This window comes from Roseateles sp. (assembly GCF_047654785.1).
Lineage (GTDB): Bacteria > Pseudomonadota > Gammaproteobacteria > Burkholderiales > Burkholderiaceae_C > Pelomonas.
The window spans coordinates 1,259,729-1,277,207 of record NZ_JASGKQ010000003.1 but is presented as its reverse complement, the minus strand read 5'-3'; the positions used below and the strand labels follow the sequence as shown (position 1 = coordinate 1,277,207).

General features: G+C 72.9%; 17 protein-coding genes. 10 read left to right on the top strand and 7 right to left on the bottom strand.

Going from position 1 to position 17,479, the window contains the following annotated elements:
* The first annotated feature begins 7 nt into the window (after window positions 1-7).
* The 4 genes from QM788_RS14950 to lspA all read left to right on the top strand — a co-directional run bounded on the left by QM788_RS14950 (window position 8) and on the right by lspA (window position 6,451).
* Window positions 8-1,975, top strand: coding sequence for an ATP-binding protein (locus tag QM788_RS14950; protein WP_415662253.1), 1,968 nt, complete (start codon window positions 8-10; stop codon window positions 1,973-1,975).
* A 41-nt stretch (window positions 1,976-2,016) separates the two neighbouring features.
* Window positions 2,017-3,054, top strand: coding sequence for a bifunctional riboflavin kinase/FAD synthetase (locus QM788_RS14945; protein ID WP_415662252.1), 1,038 nt, complete (start codon window positions 2,017-2,019; stop codon window positions 3,052-3,054).
* Between the two features lie 74 nt (window positions 3,055-3,128).
* Window positions 3,129-5,960 carry an isoleucine--tRNA ligase gene (ileS, locus tag QM788_RS14940; protein WP_415662251.1) on the top strand — a complete coding sequence of 944 codons (2,832 nt, stop codon included), beginning with the start codon at window positions 3,129-3,131 and terminating at the stop codon, window positions 5,958-5,960.
* 2 nt (window positions 5,961-5,962) lie between these two features.
* The gene (gene lspA, locus QM788_RS14935; protein ID WP_415662250.1) at window positions 5,963-6,451 is read left to right on the top strand and encodes a signal peptidase II; all 489 of its coding nucleotides are present in this window, start codon (window positions 5,963-5,965) and stop codon (window positions 6,449-6,451) included.
* Between the two features lie 18 nt (window positions 6,452-6,469).
* Here lspA and QM788_RS14930 read toward each other — a convergent pair whose 3' ends face one another.
* Window positions 6,470-7,459 carry a quinone oxidoreductase family protein gene (locus QM788_RS14930; RefSeq protein WP_415662249.1) on the bottom strand — a complete coding sequence of 330 codons (990 nt, stop codon included), beginning with the start codon at window positions 7,457-7,459 and terminating at the stop codon, window positions 6,470-6,472.
* Window positions 7,460-7,522: 63 nt separating this feature from the next.
* On the opposite strand from QM788_RS14930, the gene QM788_RS14925 reads away from it, so the two are divergent.
* The 5 genes from QM788_RS14925 to QM788_RS14905 all read left to right on the top strand — a co-directional run bounded on the left by QM788_RS14925 (window position 7,523) and on the right by QM788_RS14905 (window position 12,751).
* Complete coding sequence (locus QM788_RS14925; protein ID WP_415662248.1) at window positions 7,523-8,425, top strand: DMT family transporter; 903 nt, start codon at window positions 7,523-7,525, stop codon at window positions 8,423-8,425.
* Window positions 8,422-9,015 carry an RluA family pseudouridine synthase gene (locus QM788_RS14920; protein ID WP_415662247.1) on the top strand — a complete coding sequence of 198 codons (594 nt, stop codon included), beginning with the start codon at window positions 8,422-8,424 and terminating at the stop codon, window positions 9,013-9,015. The genes QM788_RS14925 and QM788_RS14920 overlap by 4 nt, the downstream gene beginning before the upstream one ends.
* On the top strand, window positions 9,016-9,720 hold the full coding sequence (locus QM788_RS14915; RefSeq protein WP_415662246.1) for an SDR family NAD(P)-dependent oxidoreductase: 705 nt from the start codon (window positions 9,016-9,018) through the stop codon (window positions 9,718-9,720).
* A 62-nt stretch (window positions 9,721-9,782) separates the two neighbouring features.
* Window positions 9,783-10,655, top strand: a complete 873-nt coding sequence (locus tag QM788_RS14910; RefSeq protein WP_415662245.1) for a Tim44 domain-containing protein — start codon at window positions 9,783-9,785, stop codon at window positions 10,653-10,655.
* 86 nt (window positions 10,656-10,741) lie between these two features.
* Entirely contained in the window at window positions 10,742-12,751 is a 2,010-nt protein-coding gene (locus QM788_RS14905) for a prolyl oligopeptidase family serine peptidase (protein WP_415662244.1), read from the top strand.
* A gap of 37 nt (window positions 12,752-12,788) precedes the next feature.
* On the opposite strand, the gene QM788_RS14900 is transcribed toward QM788_RS14905, so the two are convergent.
* The 6 genes from QM788_RS14900 to rpsP all read right to left on the bottom strand — a co-directional run bounded on the left by QM788_RS14900 (window position 12,789) and on the right by rpsP (window position 16,667).
* Window positions 12,789-13,778 carry a CobD/CbiB family protein gene (locus tag QM788_RS14900; protein ID WP_415662243.1) on the bottom strand — a complete coding sequence of 330 codons (990 nt, stop codon included), beginning with the start codon at window positions 13,776-13,778 and terminating at the stop codon, window positions 12,789-12,791.
* Window positions 13,779-13,801: 23 nt separating this feature from the next.
* A complete protein-coding gene (locus QM788_RS14895) occupies window positions 13,802-14,485 on the bottom strand; it encodes a CoA pyrophosphatase (protein ID WP_415662242.1) in 684 nt (227 codons plus the stop codon).
* Between the two features lie 64 nt (window positions 14,486-14,549).
* Window positions 14,550-14,903, bottom strand: coding sequence for a 50S ribosomal protein L19 (rplS, locus tag QM788_RS14890; protein WP_415662241.1), 354 nt, complete (start codon window positions 14,901-14,903; stop codon window positions 14,550-14,552).
* A gap of 132 nt (window positions 14,904-15,035) precedes the next feature.
* Complete coding sequence (trmD, locus tag QM788_RS14885; protein ID WP_415662240.1) at window positions 15,036-15,776, bottom strand: tRNA (guanosine(37)-N1)-methyltransferase TrmD; 741 nt, start codon at window positions 15,774-15,776, stop codon at window positions 15,036-15,038.
* A gap of 16 nt (window positions 15,777-15,792) precedes the next feature.
* Window positions 15,793-16,314 (bottom strand): ribosome maturation factor RimM, encoded by a 522-nt coding sequence (rimM, locus tag QM788_RS14880; RefSeq protein WP_415662239.1) that lies wholly within the window; start codon window positions 16,312-16,314, stop codon window positions 15,793-15,795.
* A 92-nt stretch (window positions 16,315-16,406) separates the two neighbouring features.
* Window positions 16,407-16,667, bottom strand: coding sequence for a 30S ribosomal protein S16 (gene rpsP / locus QM788_RS14875; protein ID WP_415662238.1), 261 nt, complete (start codon window positions 16,665-16,667; stop codon window positions 16,407-16,409).
* Window positions 16,668-16,851: 184 nt separating this feature from the next.
* On the opposite strand from rpsP, the gene QM788_RS14870 reads away from it, so the two are divergent.
* The gene (locus tag QM788_RS14870) at window positions 16,852-17,409 is read left to right on the top strand and encodes a GNAT family N-acetyltransferase (protein WP_415662237.1); all 558 of its coding nucleotides are present in this window, start codon (window positions 16,852-16,854) and stop codon (window positions 17,407-17,409) included.
* The last annotated feature ends 70 nt before the right edge of the window (window positions 17,410-17,479 follow it).

The following is a 17,479-nucleotide window of genomic DNA, read 5'->3' as shown; positions in this document are numbered from 1 at the left end:
TCCCGACATGGCCATCCACACCGAACCGAACCCGGGCGGCGCTCCGGCGCCGGCCGCGCGCCAGGACCACCTGCTGCAGCTGGCGACCGACCTGCTCGACCTCGGCACCTGGACGCTGGCGCTGCCGACCATGCGGCTGACGCTGTCCGGCCGGGCCGCGGCGCTGCTCGGCCAGCCGGCCGGCAGCGAGCCCGACTGGGAAGCCGTGCTGGAGGGCGTCGACCCGGCGGACCGGCAGGGCCTGCGCCAGGCGCTCGCCACCTGCCTGTCGTCCCCGTCGCCCGTCGAGCACAGCTTCCGGGTCGGCGCCGCGTCGGGCACGCCACGCTGGCTGCGCCTGCGCGCCGCCGCGGTGCGCGACGGCGGCGGCCAGGTGCTGGCCGTGGACGGCGTCTGCCAGGACGTCAGCGACACCAAGCGGGCCGAGCAGGCCATCGCCGAAACCGAGACCCGCTTCCGCGCGCTGGTCGAGGGCCTGCAGCGCGTGTCGGTGCAGGGCTACGACCACCAGCGCCGCGTCATCTTCTGGAACGGCGCCAGCGAGCAGCTCTACGGCTACACCCGCGAGGAGGCGCTGGGCCGGCAGCTGGAAGACCTGATCATCCCGCCCGAGATGCGCGAGCTCGTCATCGAAGGCACGCGGCAGTGGCTGGAATCCGGCGTCGTCTCCGTGCCGGCGGAAGAGCTGGTGCTGCGCCACAAGGACGGCTCGCCGGTGCCGGTGTTCTCCAGCCACACCATGCAGCGCAGCCTGTCCGGCGAGGCGCAGCTCTACTGCGTGGACGTGGACCTGAGCGAGCGCGTCGCCGCCGAGGCCGAGCGCCAGCAGCTCGAGGCGCAGCTGCGCGAGGCGCAGAAGATGGAGGCGCTGGGCACCATGGCCGGCGGCATCGCCCACGACTTCAACCATGTGCTGGGCGCCGTGCTGGCCAACGTCAGCCTCGCCAGCGGGATGCTGCCGGCCGGGCACCCGGCGCTGGCGCCGCTGGACCTGGTGGCCCGCGGCGGGCGCCGCGCGCGCCGCATGGTGCAGCAGATCCTGGCCTTCAGCCGCCACCAGGCGTTGGAGCTGCGCCCGGTGGACCTGGTCGAGGAGGCCCGCCACGCGCTCGCGCTGCTGCAGGCCAACCGCCGGACCGGCGTGACCCTGGTGCTGAACTACGAGGAGCGGCCGCTGTGGGTGAGCGCCGACGCGGCCCAGCTGCAGCAGGTGCTGCTGAACCTGTGCACCAACGCCGCGCAGGCGCTGCCCGAGCACGGCGGCCGCATCGAGGTCGCGCTGCAGCGGCTGCCGGCCGGCCCGGGCGACGCCGTCGCGCCGGTGCGCCTGACGGTGCGCGACGACGGCCGCGGCATGGACGCCGCGACGCTGGCGCGGGTGTTCGAGCCCTTTTTCACGACCAAGGCCGTCGGCCAGGGCAGCGGCCTGGGGCTGTCCGTCGTCCACGGCATCGTGCTGGCCCACCACGGCCACATCCACGTCGAAAGCCAGCCGGGCCAGGGCACCAGCGTCCACGTCGACCTGCCGGGGCTGGACGAAGACGCCGTCGAGGTCGCCGCCTCCGAGTGGGCCGGCCTGCCGGACGACAGCCCGCCGCCACGCGGCCGGCCGCTGGTGATCTATGTGGACGACGACGACGTGATGCGCCTGACCGTGCAGGCCCTGCTCGAACGCGCCGGCTACCGCGTGCGGCTGTGCAGCAATGCCAGGCAGGCGCTGGACGCGCTCGCGCAGGCGCCCGGCGAGGCGGCCGTGCTGGTGACCGACTTCAACATGCCCGACGGCGACGGCCTGGCGCTGACGCAGGCGGTGCGCGAGCGCCATCCCGGGCTGCCGGTGCTGATCAGCTCCGGCTACGTCAGCGACGCGCTGACCCAGGACGCCCATGCGCTGGGCGTGCAGGCGGTGCTGCACAAGGAGCGCGTGCTGGAAGACCTGATCGCCCACGTGCGCGGCGCGCTGCAAAGCGGCTGAGCCCGGCGGCGGCCGCCGCGGCCGCCGCGATAATTTCCGGCATGCGTGTCTTTCGCGGCTTCCACCATCCCGGCATCGCGCCCGCCTGCGCGCTGACCATCGGCAATTTCGACGGCGTGCACCGGGGCCACCAGGCCATGCTGGCGCTGCTGCAGTCCGAGGCCCGGCACCGCGGCCTGCCGAGCTGCGTGCTGACCTTCGAGCCGCACCCGCGCGACCATTTCGCGGCCCGGCTGGGCAAGCCCGAACTGGCGCCGGCCCGCATCGCCACGCTGCGCGACAAGCTCGTCGAGCTGGCGCGCTGCGGCGTGGACCAGGTGGTCATCCTGCCCTTCGACGAGGCGCTGGCCGCGCTGCCGGCGCAGAACTTCATCCGCCAGGTGCTGCGCGAGGGCCTGGGCGCGCGCTACGTGCTGGTGGGCGACGACTTCCGCTTCGGCGCCAAGCGCCAGGGCGACTACGCGACGCTGGACGCCGCCGGCCGGGCGCAGGGCTTCGACGTCGCCCGCATGATGAGCTACGAGGTGCACGGCCTGCGCGTGAGCAGCTCGGCCGTGCGCGAGGCGCTGGCCGCGGGCGACATGGACGCCGCCGCCGCGCTGCTGGGCCGGCCCTATGCGGTCTCGGGCCACGTCACGCACGGCCGCAAGCTGGGCCGGCAACTGGGCGAGCGCGCGCCCGGCACGGCCGACGGCTTCCGCACGCTGAACCTGCGCTTCCCGCACGGCAGGCCGGCCGCGCACGGCATCTTCGCGGTGCAGGTGCATGGCCTCGTGCAGCGGCCGCTGCCGGGCGTCGCCAGCCTGGGCAACCGGCCCACCATCGAGGACGCCGGCCGCGTGCTGCTCGAAGTGCACTGCCTGGACTGGCCGGCCGACGAACTGGGCCGCGAGGGGGGCTACGGTAAACTGGCCCGTGTGGAACTGCTGCACAAACTCCGCGACGAGGCCCGGTACGACGACCTGGCCACGCTGACGGCCGCGATTCGCCAGGACACCGAGGCCGCCCGCGCCTTCCTGGCCGGCCACGCCGCCTCGCACGCCCAGGTCAGCCGCCAGACCACGCGCGACCGAATTTGAAGCGGCGCCCCGCCGCCCGTCGTCCTCGCCTCCCCCGCCTTCCGACCGCCAGGCCCGCCGCCTGGCCGCCCGCCATGACCACCCCGGACTACCGCTCCACGCTCAACCTGCCCGACACGCCCTTCCCGATGCGCGGCGACCTGCCCAAGCGCGAGCCGGGCTGGGTGCAGCAATGGGACGAGCAGGGCCTGTACAAGCGGCTGCGCGACGCGCGCTGCGGCGCGCCGAAATTCGTGCTGCACGACGGCCCGCCCTATGCCAACGGCCAGATCCACATCGGCCATGCGGCCAACAAGATCCTGAAGGACATGATCGTCAAGGCGCGCCAGCTCGCGGGCTTCGACGCCGCCTACATCCCCGGCTGGGACTGCCACGGCCTGCCGATCGAGAACCAGATCGAGAAGACCTTCGGCCGCGGCCTGCCGCGCGACGAGGTGCAGGCCAAGAGCCGCGCCTACGCCACCGAGCAGATCGACGCCCAGCGCCGCGACTTCAAGCGCCTGGGCGTGCTGGGCGACTGGGCGCACCCGTACAAGACGATGGACTTCGCCAACGAGGCCGGCGAGATCCGCGTGCTGAAGCGGCTGTTCGAGCGCGGCTTCGTCTACCGCGGGCTGAAGCCGGTGTACTGGTGCTTCGACTGCGGCTCGTCGCTGGCCGAGTTCGAGATCGAGTACGCCGACAAGCAGAGCCCGGCCGTGGACGTGGCCTTCCTGTGCGCCGAGCCCGGGAAGCTGGCCGCCGCCTTCGGCGTCGCGCCGCTGGCGAAGGAGGCCTTCACCGTCATCTGGACGACGACGCCCTGGACGATTCCCGCCAACCAGGCGCTCAACCTCAACCCCGAGCTGCCCTATGCGCTGGTGGACACGCCGCGCGGCTGCTTCGTCGTCGCCGAGGCGCTGGTCGAGAAATGCCTGGCGCGCTGGCAGCTCGACGGCCGCATCGTCGCCACCACGCCCGGCCGCAAGCTGGAACTGCTGAAGTTCAAGCACCCGCTGGCCCACGTTGACCCCGGCTACGACCGCGAAAGCCCGGTGTATCTGGCCGACTACGCCACCGCCGAGGACGGCACCGGCGTCGTCCACTCCGCGCCCGCCTACGGCCTGGACGACTTCCAGAGCTGCGTCGCCCACGGCCTGGCCTTCGACGACATCCTGAACCCCGTGCAGGGCAACGGCGCGTATGCGGCCGAGTTGCCGCTGTTCGGCGGCCAGCACATCTGGAAGGCCAATGCCGCCGTCGCGCAAGCGCTGCTGGACGCCGGCCGGCTGATGGCGCAGAGCAAGATCACGCACAGCTACCCGCACTGCTGGCGGCACAAGACGCCGGTCATCTACCGCGCCGCCGCGCAGTGGTTCGTGCGCATGGACGAGGGCGAGGGCCTGTTCACGACCGACAAGGCCCCGCAGAGCCTGCGCCAGACCGCGCTCGCCGCGATCGAGGCGACGAGCTTCTACCCCGAGAACGGCCGCGCCCGGCTGCACGACATGATCGCCGGCCGGCCCGACTGGTGCATCTCGCGCCAGCGCTCCTGGGGCGTGCCGCTGCCGATCTTTCTGCACAAGGACACCGGCGAGGCGCACCCGGACACGCTGGACTTCATCGAACGCGCCGCGCAACTCGTCGAGCGCGGCGGCATCGAGGCCTGGGCCAAGCTCGACGCGGCCGACTGGCTGGGCGAGGACGCCGCCCACTACACCAAGGGCAACGACATCCTCGACGTCTGGTTCGACTCCGGCTCCACCTTCGAGCATGTGCTCAAGGGCAGCCACCGGGGCGCGGCGCATGACGACGGCCCCGAGGCCGACCTGTATCTGGAAGGCCACGACCAGCACCGCGGCTGGTTCCACTCCTCGCTGCTGATCGCCTGCGCGCTCTACGGCCGCGCGCCCTACAAGGGCCTGCTGACGCACGGCTTCGTCGTCGACGGCCAGGGCCGCAAGATGAGCAAGTCCATGGGCAACGTCGTCGCGCCGCAGGCCGTGTCGGACAAATACGGCGCCGAGATCCTGCGCTTGTGGACGGCCGCGACCGACTACTCCGGCGACCTGGGCCTGGACGACAAGATCCTCGCCCGTGTCGTGGACGCCTACCGCCGCATCCGCAACACGCTGCGCTTCCTGCTCGCCAACACCAGCGACTTCGACCCCGCCACCGACGCCGTCGCGCCCGAACAGCTGCTGGAGGTGGACCGCTACGCGCTGGCCCGCGCGGCCGAACTGCAGGCCGACATCCTCGGCCACTTCGAGCGCTACGAGTTCCACCCGGTGGTCGCCAAGCTGCAGGTCTACTGCTCCGAGGACCTCGGCGCCTTCTACCTCGACGTGCTGAAGGACCGCCTCTACACGACGGCGCCCAAGAGCCTCGCGCGCCGCTCGGCGCAGACGGCGCTGTCGCAGATCACGCACGCGATGCTGCGCTGGATGGCGCCCTTCCTGAGCTTCACGGCCGAGGAAGCCTGGGCCGTGTTCGCAGGCAGGCAGCCCGGCGAGAGCATCTTCACCGAGACCTACTGGGATTTCGGCGCCGTCGACGCCGCGCTGCTGGCCAAATGGCGCCGCATCCACGAGATCCGCGGCGAGGTCAACAAGGCCATCGAGGCGGTGCGCACCACCGGCGCCATCGGCGCCTCGCTGCAGGCCGAGCTGACGCTGCAGCTGGACGCGCAGGACCATGCGCTGCTGGCCAGCCTGGGCGACGACCTGCGCTTCGTCTTCATCACCTCGGCGGTGACGCTGCTGCCGGCGGCGCAGTTCGGCGTCGCCGTCACGCCCAGCGCCCATGCCAAGTGCGAGCGCTGCTGGCACTACCGGGCCGACGTCGGCAGCATCGCAGCCCACCCCACGCTGTGCGGCCGCTGCGACAGCAACCTGCACGGCGCGGGCGAAACCCGCACCGTGGCCTGAGCATGAGCAGGACCGCCCCCGGCACGCGGCTGAGCCAGTGGCTGCTGGCCGCCGCGCTGATCATCGTCGTCGACCAGCTCACCAAGATCCTGGTCATCGGCGCCTTCCAGCTCGGCGACGTGCACCCCGTCACCGGCTTCTTCAACCTCGTGCGCGCCCACAACTACGGCGCCGCGTTCAGCTTCCTGCACGGCGCCTCGGGCTGGCAGCGCTGGTTCTTCCTCGGCCTGGGCCTGGCGGCGGCCGGCTTCATCGTCTGGATGCTGCGCCGCCACGGCCAGCAACGCCTGTTCGCCTGGGCGCTGACGCTGATCCTCGGCGGCGCCCTGGGCAACGTCATCGACCGGGCCGTACACGGCTACGTGGTGGACTTCATCCAGGTCCATGCCGGCGGCTGGTACTTCCCGGCCTTCAACGTCGCCGACAGCGCCATCACCGTCGGCGCGGTGCTGCTGGTCCTCGACGAACTGCGCCGCGTGCGCCGGGGCTGACCCCGGCGCCGGCCGCCGTCAGGGCAGCAGCACCGCACTGCCCACCAGGCGGCGGGCCTCCAGGTCGCGGTGCGCCTCGGCCACGTCGGCCAGTGCATAGCGCCGGTCGATGCGGATGTCCACCTGCCCGCCGGCCACCAGCGCGAACAGCTCGTCGCCCATCGCCTGCGTCGCCTGCTGCGAGGCCAGGTGCGTGAACAGCGTCGGCCGCGTCAGGTACAGCGAGCCCTTGGCTGCCAGCGTGCCGATATTGACCGGCGGCACCGGCCCCGACGCGCCGCCGAAGCTGGCCAGCAGCCCGAACGGCGCCAGGCTGTCCAGCGAGCCGGCCCAGGTGTCGGCGCCGACCGAGTCGTACACCACCTTCACGCCGCGGCCGCCGGTGATCTCGCGCACCCGGGCCGCGAAGTCGGGATCGCGCCGGTAGTTGATCGCGTGCGCGGCGCCATGCGCCAGCGCCAGCGCGCATTTCTCGTCGCTGCCGGCGGTGCCGATCAATTGCAGCCCGAGCGCCCGCGCCCACTGGCAGGCGATCAGGCCGACGCCGCCGGCCGCCGCGTGGAACAGCACGAAGTCGCCCGCCTGCAGCCCGCCCTGCGGCAGCGTGCGGCGCAGCAGGTACTGCACCGTCAGGCCCTTGAGCATCATGGCCGCGGCGGTGTCGAAGGCGATCGCGTCGGGCAGCCTGAGCACGCAGCGGGCGGGCATCACGCGCGCGGTCGCGTAGGCGCCGGGCGGCTGGCTGGCATAGGCGGCGCGGTCGCCCGCCTTCAGGTGCGCGACGCCCTCGCCCACCGCCTCCACCACGCCCGCGCCCTCCATGCCCAGCCGCGCCGGCAGCGGCAGCGGGTAGCTGCCGTTGCGGTGGTAGACGTCGATGTAGTTCAGGCCGCAGGCATGGTGGCGGATGCGGACCTCGCCCGGCCCGGGCTCGCCCACCTCCACGTCCACCAGTTGCAACTGCTCCGGGCCGCCCGGGGCCTCGATGACGACGGCTTTTTCGCTCATGCGTGTCCTCCTGTTTCGCACCTCCGGTATCGTGCCAGCCCTTTGGCCCCGCCGCCGCCGACGATGACGCTGACCCCACGCCTGGCCCTGCTGCTGACCGCGCCGCCCCTGCTCTGGGCCGGCAATGCCGTGGCCGGCCGGCTGGTGCGCCACGACATCCCGCCGCTGCTGCTGAACGCGCTGCGCTGGGCGCTGGCCTTCGTGCTGCTGGCGCCGCTGGCGCGCCGGCTGCTGCGCCATCCGGGCGAGGCGCTGTCGCGCTGGCGCGGCCTGGCGGGGCTGGGTTTCCTCGGCATGGGTTGCTACAACGCGCTGCAGTACCTGGCGCTGCACACCTCGTCGCCGCTGAACGTCACGCTGATCACCGCCAGCATGCCGGTGTGGATGCTGGGCGTGGGCGCGGCGTTCCACGGCGTGAAGCCCACGCGGCGGCAAGTGGCCGGCGCGGCGCTGTCGCTGGCGGGCGTGGCGCTGGTGATCGCGCGCGGCGACCCGGCGGCACTGCGGGAGGTGCATTTCGTGCCCGGCGACCTGCTGATGCTGGTGGCCCTGTTCGCCTGGGCCGTCTACTCGTGGATGCTGGCGCGCCCGGCCCCGGGGCTGCGGCCCGGCGAGCGGCCGGACTGGCACTGGGCCGAGGCGCTGATGGCGCAGCTGATGTTCGGCCTGTTCTTCTCGGGCGTGTCGGCCGGCGTCGAGCACGCCGTCGCGCCGGCCGAGGTCCACTGGCGCCCGACGCTGGTGGCCGTGCTGGCCTACGTGGCCATCGGCCCGTCGCTGATCGCCTACCGCTGCTGGGGCCTGGGCGTGGCCGAGGCGGGCCCGGCGGTGGCGGGCTTCTTCGTCAACCTGACGCCGGTGTTCGCCGCGCTGATCTCCGCCGCGCTGCTGGGCGTGGCGCCGGCCTGGTACCACGGCGCGGCGTTCGCGCTGATCGCGGCGGGCATCGTCGTGTCGTCCCGATGATCCGGGTGCTGCACGCCGACGAGCGCCTGGTCGCCATCGACAAGCCGGCCGGCCTGCTCAGCGTGCCGGGCCGCAGCGAGCCGGACTGCGCCAGCGCGCGCGTGCAGGCGCTCTACCCGGACGCGCTCGTCGTCCACCGGCTGGACCAGGCCACCTCGGGCCTGCTGCTGTTCGCGCGCGGGCCGCAGGCGCAGCGCGAGCTGAGCGCGGACTTCGCCGCGCGCCGCATCGGCAAGCGCTATGTCGCCATCGCCGCCGGCCAGCTGGCGGGCGAAGGCCTGATCGACCTGCCGCTGGCCGCCGACTGGCCCAACCGCCCGCGCCAGCAGGTGGACCCGGTGCGCGGCAAGCCCTCGCAGACCCGCTGGCGGGCGCTGGCCGCCGCCGGCCGCCACACCCGCGTCGCGCTGGAGCCGCTGACCGGCCGCAGCCACCAGCTGCGCGTGCACCTGGCCCACCTCGGCCACCCGCTGCTGGGCGACGCGCTCTACGCGCCGCCCGACATCGCCGCCGCCAGCCCGCGCCTGCTGCTGCACGCCAGCGAGCTGCGCGTCGGCGCCCTCCACCTCACCTGCCCTGCGGAGTTCTGAATGCACCTCTACATCGTCACCGGCAGTTCGCGCGGCCTCGGCGCGGCCCTCGTGCGGCAGCTCGCCGTGCCCGGCAACGCCGTCGTCGGCATTGCCCGCCGGCTGGACCCGGCGCTGCCGGCCGAGCAATGGACGCTGGACCTGGCCGACCCGCTGCCCGCCGCCGAGCGCCTGCAGGCCTGGCTGCGCGCCAACACCGGCTGGGCCAGCGCCACGCTGGTCAACAACGCCGCGCTGCTGGGCGCGCCCGGGCCGCTGGCCGCCAGCGGGCTGGCGGAGCTGTCCGCCGCGCTGCGCGTGGGGCTGGAGGCGCCGGCGCTGCTGAGCCGGGTCTTCCTGGCCGAGACCGCCGGCGTCGCCCGGCGCCGGCTGCTGAACATCTCCTCCGGCCTGGGCCGCCGCGCGATGGCCGGCAGCGCCGCGTACTGCGCCGTCAAGGCCGGGCTGGACCACCTCAGCCGTGCGCTGGCGCTGGAGGCGCCGGACGTCGGCATCGTGTCGCTGGCGCCGGGCGTCATCGACACCGACATGCAGCTGCAACTGCGCGGCGCCGACCCGGCCCGCTTCCCCGAGCAGGCGCGCTTCCAGGGCCTGAAGGACGGCGGCCAGCTGCAGACCGCCGACGCCGCTGCGGCCGACATCCTTCAGTTTTTGGCGCGGCCTGACTTCGGAAAAACCACCATCGCCGATATCCGGGACCGTTGAAAATCCTGAGCCTTGCCGCGATATGCATCGGGCCCGTTCCTCACTCCTGGAGACCCCCCCACGTGAACCGCTTCCTCGCCGTGACCCTGGCCGCCCTGCTGGCCGTCTCCCTGCCCGCCCACGATGCCGAGGCCAAGCGCCTGGGCGGCGGCGGCATGAAGCGCAGCCTGCCCACGCAGACGGCGCCGCGCACGCCGCCCGCGCAACAGCCCGCAGCGCCGCAGCAGGCCGCCCCGGCCAAGCAGGCTGGCGCGACGCCGGCCGCACCCGCCGCGGCGGCGCCCAAGCGCTCGTGGATGGGGCCGCTCGCGGGCCTGGCCGCCGGCCTGGGCCTGGCCGCGCTGGCCAGCCACCTCGGCTTCGGCGCCGAGCTGGCCAACTTCATGACCCTGCTGCTGCTGGGCCTGGTCGCGGTGGTGGCCATCCGCTTCCTGATGCGCCGCTTCGCCGCGCCGAAGCCGCCGCAGCTGGCCGGCGCCAATGGCATGAACTTCGACGCCCGGCAGCCGCAGCAGCCGCCGGCGTGGAACCCGCCGGCCGCGGCCACCGCGGCGCCGGCCGCATCGGCCGTGCCGGCCGGCTTCGACGCCGCGGGCTTCGAGAAGATCGCCAAGCAGGTATTCATCCGCCTGCAGGCCGCCAATGACGCCGCCGACCAGGCCGACCTGCGCCGCTTCACCACGCCGCAGATGTACGCCAGCATCCAGCACGACCTGCTGGAGCGCGGCAACCAGCCGCAGCGCACCGAGGTGATGCAACTGGACGCCAGCGTCGTGGACGTGGCCACCGAGAACGGCGAGCAGGTCGTGTCCGTGCGCTTCTGGGGCCTGGTGCGCGAGCAGAGCGAGCAGGCGGCCGCCGACTTCGATGAGGTGTGGCACCTGGTCAAGTCCGGCGACGGCTGGCTGATCGCCGGCATCCAGCAGACCGCCTGACCCGCGGGCATGTCGGGCCGGGCAGCGGCCCGAGACCCGCACGAGAATGGGCGCTTCGAGCGCCCATTTCCCTTTCCAGAGGCCCCATGAACCGACTGACCCTTCCCGCCTGCGCCCTCGCCGCCGCGCTGCTGGCCGGCTGCGCCGCGCCGCCGGCCCCGACCGCCGCCACCGCCGTCGTCGCGCCCAACGCCAACCTCGTCGTGCAGGGCATCCCGCCCGTGCCGCAGCGCCTGGCCGACGCCATCAGCCGCTACAACGACTTCCGCGGCCACAGCTTCGCCGACTGGCATCCGACGCAGCGCGAGATGCTGGTCAGCCACCGCAAGGCCGGCGCCAACACCGCGCAGATCTTCCGCGTCAGCCAGCCGGGCGCCGAGGGCGAGCCGCTGACCGACGGCGCCGACCCGGTGACCCGCGCCAGCTACGAGCCGCGCACCGGCAAGTACATCGTCTTCGAGCGCGCCAGCGGCGGCAACGAGGTCGGGCAGATCTACCGCCTGCCGCTGGACACGCCCGGCGCGCAGCCGGTGCTGCTGACCCGCCCCGACGAGCGCCACGCCATCAACACCTGGCTGCGCCGCAGCGGCCAGCTGGTCTATTCGTCGGTGCCCATCGACCGCACGGCCCAGGGCGGCACGCGCAGCAAGGTCAGCACCACGCTGTGGCTGATGGACCCCGAGCAGCCCGAAGGCCGCCGCAAGCTGGCCGAGCTGGACGGCGGCGGCTGGGCCGCGGGCCGGCCCTCGCCCGACGAGCGCCTGCTGACGCTGAGCCGCTACCTGTCGGCCAACGAGTCGCAGGTCTGGCTGCTGGACCTGCACAGCGGCGTGCCCAAGCAGCTGCTGCCCGCGCCGGGCGGCAGCGAGGCCAAGGCCACGTACAGCCCGGCCGGCTGGACGCCCGACGGCCGCGGGATGTGGATCACCAGCGACCGCGCCGGCGAGTTCCGCGAGCTGATGAAGCTGGACCTCGCCAGCGGCCGCATCGACCGCGTCAGCAGCCACATCCCCTGGGACGTCAGCGGCGTCACGCTGACCCAGGACGGCCGCCGGCTGGCCGCGCAGTTCAACGTCGACGGCCGCCACGAGCTGCACTTCTTCGACGCCGCCACCGCCCGCGAAGTGCCCGCCCCCGCCGCGCTGCCCGCCGGCAACGTCGGCGCCGCGTCCTTCCACCGCGCCCGCGGCGAGCTGGCCTTCTCGGTCAGCAACGCCCAGGGCCCGAGCCAGATCTACTCGCTGGCGGCGGACGGCCGGGTCGAACAGTGGACCCGCGCGGCCGCCGCGCCGGGCATGGACACGTCCGGCTTCAGCGAGCAGCGGGTCGTGCGCTGGAAGAGCTTCGACGGCACCCCCATCTCCGGCCTGCTGACCACGCCGCCGAAGCGCTTCACCGGCAAGCGCCCGGTGCTGATTTCGATCCACGGCGGCCCGGAATCGCAGGCCAGCGTCGGCTTCCTGGGCCGCAACGCCTACTTCGTGCAAGAGCTGGGCATGGCGCTGATCCAGCCGAACGTGCGCGGCTCCAGCGGCTACGGCAAGAGCTTCCTGGCGATGGACAACGGTTTCAAGCGCGAGGACTCCGTGAAGGACATCGGCGCGCTGCTGGACTGGATCGCCGCGCAGCCCGGCCTGGACGCCTCGCGCGTGCTCGTCATGGGCGGCAGCTACGGCGGCTACATGACGCTGGCCGTGTCCACGCACTACGCCGACCGCATCGCCGGCGCCATCGACGTGGTGGGCATCTCGCACTTCGTGACCTTCCTGAACAACACGGAGAGCTACCGCCGCGACCTGCGCCGCGTCGAGTACGGCGACGAGCGCGACCCGGCCATGAAGGCGCACCTGGAGAAGATCTCGCCGCTGACCAACGCGGCCCGGATCAAGAAGCCGCTGTTCGTCATCCAGGGCAAGAACGACCCGCGCGTGCCCTACACCGAGGCCGAGCAGATCGTCGCCACGGTGCGCCAGGGCGGCACGCCGGTCTGGTACCTGCGCGCCGAGAACGAGGGCCACGGCTTCCAGAAGAAGGACAACCAGGACTACCAGTTCTACGCGACCGTGCTGTTCATGCAGCAGACGGTGCTGAAGTAGCCCGCCGGCGCAGGTGCGCCGCGGCGCACCTGCGCGCTCAGCCGACCAGGTTGGCCAGCGTCAGCAGCGCCAGCAGCAGCATCCACAGCACCACCGAGCGCCACACCAGGCCCACCACGCTCTGCAGGTGGCCCAGCTGCGGCGGCACGCCTGCGGTCGAGCCGGCGGCGCCGGTGGTCTCGGGCTCGGTGCCGGCGTCGAAGGTCTTGCTGCGGTCCGGCGTGATGCCGGGCGCGGCCGCGCCGCCCAGTTGCAGGCCGACCGCGCCGGCCGCGGACGCGAGGATGATGCCCTCGTTCGGATGCAGCCACAGGCTGGCGTCGCGCCGCCAGGCGTTCACCGCTTCCTCGAAGTTGCCGACGATGGCGAAGCCGGTGGCCGTCAGGCGTGCGGGCAGGTGGTCGATCACCGTGAAGGCCTGGCGCGACAGGGCCAGCAGCCGCGCGTTGGCGGGCGCGTCCAGCGTGCGGCTCTTGAAGGCCCAGTAGCGGCCGGCGAACTCGGCCATCCGGTAGACCACCGCGCCGGCCGGCCCCAGGCCCAGCGTGGAACAGACGATGAACCAGAAGAACACGCCGAACACATGGCGGTGCGCGGCCAGCAGCGAGTGTTCGATGACGTGGCGGATCAGCTCGGTGCGCGGCAGCTCGCTGGCGTCCAGGTGGCGCCACTCGGCCAGCAGCCGGCGCGCGGTCGTGTCGTCGCCGCGCTCCAGCGCGTCGCGGATGTCGGTGAAGTAGTGGCTGAACTGGCGGAAGCCCAGCGTCAGGTACAGCACGAACACGTTCAGCGCCAGCGCCAGCAGCAGGCTGAAATGGCGCAGCCCCCAGTACAGCAGCGCCACGGCGACGCCCGGCACCAGCACGGTGATGGCCCAGACGACGGCGGCGTGATGGGTGTCGCCGGCGTCGAAATTGCGGCCCGTCCAGCGCACCCAGCCGATGACCGACTGGTGCACGCGGTTGCCATGCCTCAGGGGTTTGAGCTGTTCACACAACAGGGCCAGCAACACCGCGAAGAAATTCATGGGCCCGGATGATAGTGGCGCGCTCAGGGGGCGCTGAGCAGGCGGTAGAGGTTGCGCAACATCGCCGCCGTCGCGCCCCAGATGAAGTACTCGCGCCCGGCGCCCTGCCAGGGCATGGACAGGAAGCGCCGCTCGGTGCCGGCGAGCTCGAAGCGGTGGTGGCGGTGGTGCGCCGGGTTCATCAGGAAGGCCAGCGGCACCTCGAAGGCCTCGGCGACCTCGAACGCGTCCAGCGCCAGCGTGAAGCCCGGCCGCACCAGGCCCACCACCGGCGTCACCTGGAAGGCGGTGACGGTGGCGTAGACCGGCAACTGGCCGATCACCTCGATGCGCTCGCGCGGCAGGCCGATCTCTTCCTCGGTCTCGCGCAGCGCGGTGGCCACGGGGCCGTCGTCCTGCGGCTCGGTGCGGCCGCCGGGGAAGCTGATCTGGCCGGCGTGGTCGCGCAGGTGGTCGGTGCGGCGGGTCAGCAGCAGGTTCAGGCCGGCGTCGCGCTGCACCAGCGGCAGCAGCACGGCCGCGCCGGTGGGCGTGCGGCCGGGGAACAGGCCGCCGTCACCGGCGAATTCGGGCGACCAGCCGGGCAGCGCCGCGAGCCGCGCGCGGATGGCCTCGGGCGTCAGCGCGGCGGCGGGCACCGGCGGCAGGTGGTCGTCGATGCCCGTGACCGGCGCGAGCTGGGGCTGGATGATGGCGGGACGTGTCATGCGGAAAAACAAAAGCCGCCGAGAGCGGGGCTCCGGGCGGCCTTGGGCGGTGGGAACCGGCGGATTAAGCCAGCTTCTCCTTGATGCGCGCCGACTTGCCCGAGCGCTCGCGCAGGTAGTACAGCTTGGCGCGGCGGACGTCGCCGCGGCGCTTGACGTCGATCGACGCGATCAGCGGGCTGTACAGCTGGAAGGTGCGCTCCACGCCTTCGCCGCTGGAGATCTTGCGCACGATGAAGCTGCTGTTCAGGCCGCGGTTGCGCTTGGCGATGACGACGCCTTCGTAGGCCTGCACGCGCTTGCGGCTGCCTTCGACGACGTTGACGCTGACGATCACGGTGTCGCCGGGGGCGAAGGCCGGGATGGTCTTGTTCAGGCGGGCGATTTCTTCTTGCTCGAGGGTTTGGATCAGGTCCATCTGTGCTCCTAAGGATCTTGGCGTGCCGCTATTTATCGGGATGTTTGCAGTCCGGCATGAGGCATGAACCGGGCCACTCGACCGCCAGAGGATCGGACAGCCCGCGAGTATAGCCAGCGCTGCGGGTTTTGCCTAGAGCCCGGCCAGGAAGGCCTCGTCGGCCCGGCTCAGGCGGCCGGCGGCGCGGGCGGCGGCGATCAGCTCGGGCCGGCGCGCGGCCGTCAGCGCCAGCGAGCGCTCGCGGCGCCAGCGGCCGATGGCGCCGTGGTGGCCGGACAGCAGCACCGCCGGCACGCCGCGGCCGTCGGCCAGGACCTCGGGGCGGCTGTAGTGCGGGCAGTCCAGCAGGCCGTCCGAGAAACTGTCCTGCTGGTGCGACTGCGCATCGCCCAGCACGCCGTCCTGCAGCCGCGCGACGGCGTCCAGCAGCGCCAGCGCGGGCAGCTCGCCGCCGGACAGCACGAAGTCGCCCAGGCTCAGCTCCAGCGTCACGTGGCGGTCCAGCACGCGCTGGTCGATGCCTTCGTAGCGCCCGCACAGCAGCAGGGCGCCGGGGCCGGCGGCGAGTTGCTGCACCAGCGGCTGGTCCAGGCGCGCGCCGGTGGGCGTGAAGTGGATGACCGCCGGCGCCGCCTCGCCGCGGTCCGCCTTCGCGGCGGCCAGCGCCCGCTCCAGCGGCTCCGCCAGCATCACCATGCCGGGCCCGCCGCCGTAGGGGCGGTCATCGACGCGGCGGTAGTTGTCCTCGGCGAAGTCGCGCAGCGGCCAGAAGCGCACGTCCACCTGGCGGCTCTCGAAGGCGCGCCGCGTGACGCCGTGCGTCAGGTGCGGCGCGAACAGCTCCGGGAAGATCGTCAGGACGTCGAAGCGCATGGCGGCCGGCGCGGCGTCAGAAATCGACGCCCCAGTCGACACGGATCTGCCGCGCGTCGAGGCTGACGTCATCGACGAACGCGGCGACGAACGGGATCAGCCGCTCCTGGTCCGGCTTGGCCGGCGCCTCGACGCCCGGCGGCAGGACGCGCAGCACCGCGTGCGGGCCCGTGTCCAGCAGGCCGATGACGCGGCCCAGCGGCTGGGCCTCGCGGTTGACGACGTCCAGGCCGATCAGGTCCACCCAGTAGTACTCGCCGTCGCCGGCCCGCGGGAAATCGGCGCGCGAGATCCACAGCTCCCAGCCGCGCAGCGCCTCGGCGCCGTTGCGGTCCGCCACGCCGTCGGCGCTGGCGACGATGCCGTCGCCGTGCTCGCGCACGGACAGCATCTTCAGTGCCTGCTGGCCGGGCTTGGGGCCGGGGCTCTTCAGGAACCAGCGCTTGGCGGTGAACAGCGCATCGCCCTGGTTGGAATAGGCCTGCACCTTGAACCAGCCCTTGACGCCCCAGGCGTCCAGGATGCGGCCGACCTGCACCAGGTCGGCCGGCCAGGGGGCGTCGCCGGCGTCAGAAGCAAAAAACGGCGCCGAAGCGCCGTCTTGCCGAGGCTTGCTGCCTGCCACGCGCGTCAGGCGGCGGCGACGGCGGCCGCCTTGGCCTCGCCGACCAGGCGGGCCACGGTGGGCGACAGCTGGGCGCCGACGCCGACCCAGTAGCTCACGCGATCCTGCGCGACGCGCAGCTTCTCGGCGGCGCCGGAGGCGACGGGGTTGTAGAAGCCGACGCGCTCGATGAAGCGGCCGTCACGGCGTTGCTGGCTGTTGGCGACGACGATGTTGTAGAAGGGGCGCTTCTTGGAGCCGCCGCGGGCCAGACGAATCACAACCATGATGTTTCCTAAAAATTGGGCGACCACCGCACGAGGAGACACTCAAGTGGCGAGCGAGTCGAATAGCAGGAACCCCTGCCAGGGCAGGCACCGTAGATACGCCGCAGCCATCTGCAGCCAGTGCCGAAAACCGCGCATTATAAACTCGCCCGCGCCCGTTTCCGGCAACCCCTGAGCCCGCCAGATGTCACAGCCCGCACCGCCCTCGCCCGCCGCCCTGCCGCTGGCGATCCGCCCCAGCACCGAGACCGACCTCCCCGCCATCCAGGCCATCTACGCCCAGGCGGTGCGCGAGGGCACCGGCACCTTCGAGACCGAGGCGCCCGGCATCGACGAGATGGGCCGCCGCCGCGCCGAGGTGCTGGGTCGCCAGTTGCCCTGGCTGGTGGCCGAGCGCGGCGGCGAGGTGCTGGGCTATGCCTACGCCAACTACTTCCGCCCGCGCCTGGCCTACCGCTTCTGCGTCGAGGACTCCATCTACCTCGCCCCCGCCGCCCAGGGCGCGGGGCTGGGCCGGCTGCTGCTGGCCGAGCTGATCGCGCGCTGCGAGGCGGCCGGCGCGCGGCAGATGCTCGCGGTCATCGGCGACGCGGCCAACGCCGGCTCCATCGGCGTGCACACCGCGCTGGGCTTCCAGCACACCGGCATGCTGAAGAGCGCGGGCTGGAAGTTCGGCCGCTGGCTGGACGTGGTGCTGATGCAGCGCACGCTGGGCGTGGGCGACGGCATGGTCGCTGAATGAGCGCCGCGCCGGGCCGCCCCAAGCAAGCTCGCTCCCCCTCGGGGGGACAGGCCGCAGGCCGAAGGGGGCA

Bases quoted from the DNA above. Each gene is read 5' to 3' on its own strand.
- rpsP (WP_415662238.1), bottom strand. From the start codon at position 16,667: ATGGTTGTGATTCGTCTGGCCCGCGGCGGCTCCAAGAAGCGCCCCTTC.
- QM788_RS14930 (WP_415662249.1), bottom strand. From the start codon at position 7,459: ATGAGCGAAAAAGCCGTCGTCATCGAGGCCCCGGGCGGCCCGGAGCAG.
- lspA (WP_415662250.1), top strand. From the start codon at position 5,963: ATGAGCAGGACCGCCCCCGGCACGCGGCTGAGCCAGTGGCTGCTGGCC.
- QM788_RS14950 (WP_415662253.1), top strand. From the start codon at position 8: ATGGCCATCCACACCGAACCGAACCCGGGCGGCGCTCCGGCGCCGGCC.
- ileS (WP_415662251.1), top strand. From the start codon at position 3,129: ATGACCACCCCGGACTACCGCTCCACGCTCAACCTGCCCGACACGCCC.
- QM788_RS14945 (WP_415662252.1), top strand. From the start codon at position 2,017: ATGCGTGTCTTTCGCGGCTTCCACCATCCCGGCATCGCGCCCGCCTGC.
- trmD (WP_415662240.1), bottom strand. From the start codon at position 15,776: ATGCGCTTCGACGTCCTGACGATCTTCCCGGAGCTGTTCGCGCCGCAC.
- QM788_RS14870 (WP_415662237.1), top strand. From the start codon at position 16,852: ATGTCACAGCCCGCACCGCCCTCGCCCGCCGCCCTGCCGCTGGCGATC.
- rplS (WP_415662241.1), bottom strand. From the start codon at position 14,903: ATGGACCTGATCCAAACCCTCGAGCAAGAAGAAATCGCCCGCCTGAAC.
- QM788_RS14920 (WP_415662247.1), top strand. From the start codon at position 8,422: ATGATCCGGGTGCTGCACGCCGACGAGCGCCTGGTCGCCATCGACAAG.
- QM788_RS14915 (WP_415662246.1), top strand. From the start codon at position 9,016: ATGCACCTCTACATCGTCACCGGCAGTTCGCGCGGCCTCGGCGCGGCC.
- QM788_RS14905 (WP_415662244.1), top strand. From the start codon at position 10,742: ATGAACCGACTGACCCTTCCCGCCTGCGCCCTCGCCGCCGCGCTGCTG.
- QM788_RS14925 (WP_415662248.1), top strand. From the start codon at position 7,523: ATGACGCTGACCCCACGCCTGGCCCTGCTGCTGACCGCGCCGCCCCTG.
- QM788_RS14900 (WP_415662243.1), bottom strand. From the start codon at position 13,778: ATGAATTTCTTCGCGGTGTTGCTGGCCCTGTTGTGTGAACAGCTCAAA.
- QM788_RS14895 (WP_415662242.1), bottom strand. From the start codon at position 14,485: ATGACACGTCCCGCCATCATCCAGCCCCAGCTCGCGCCGGTCACGGGC.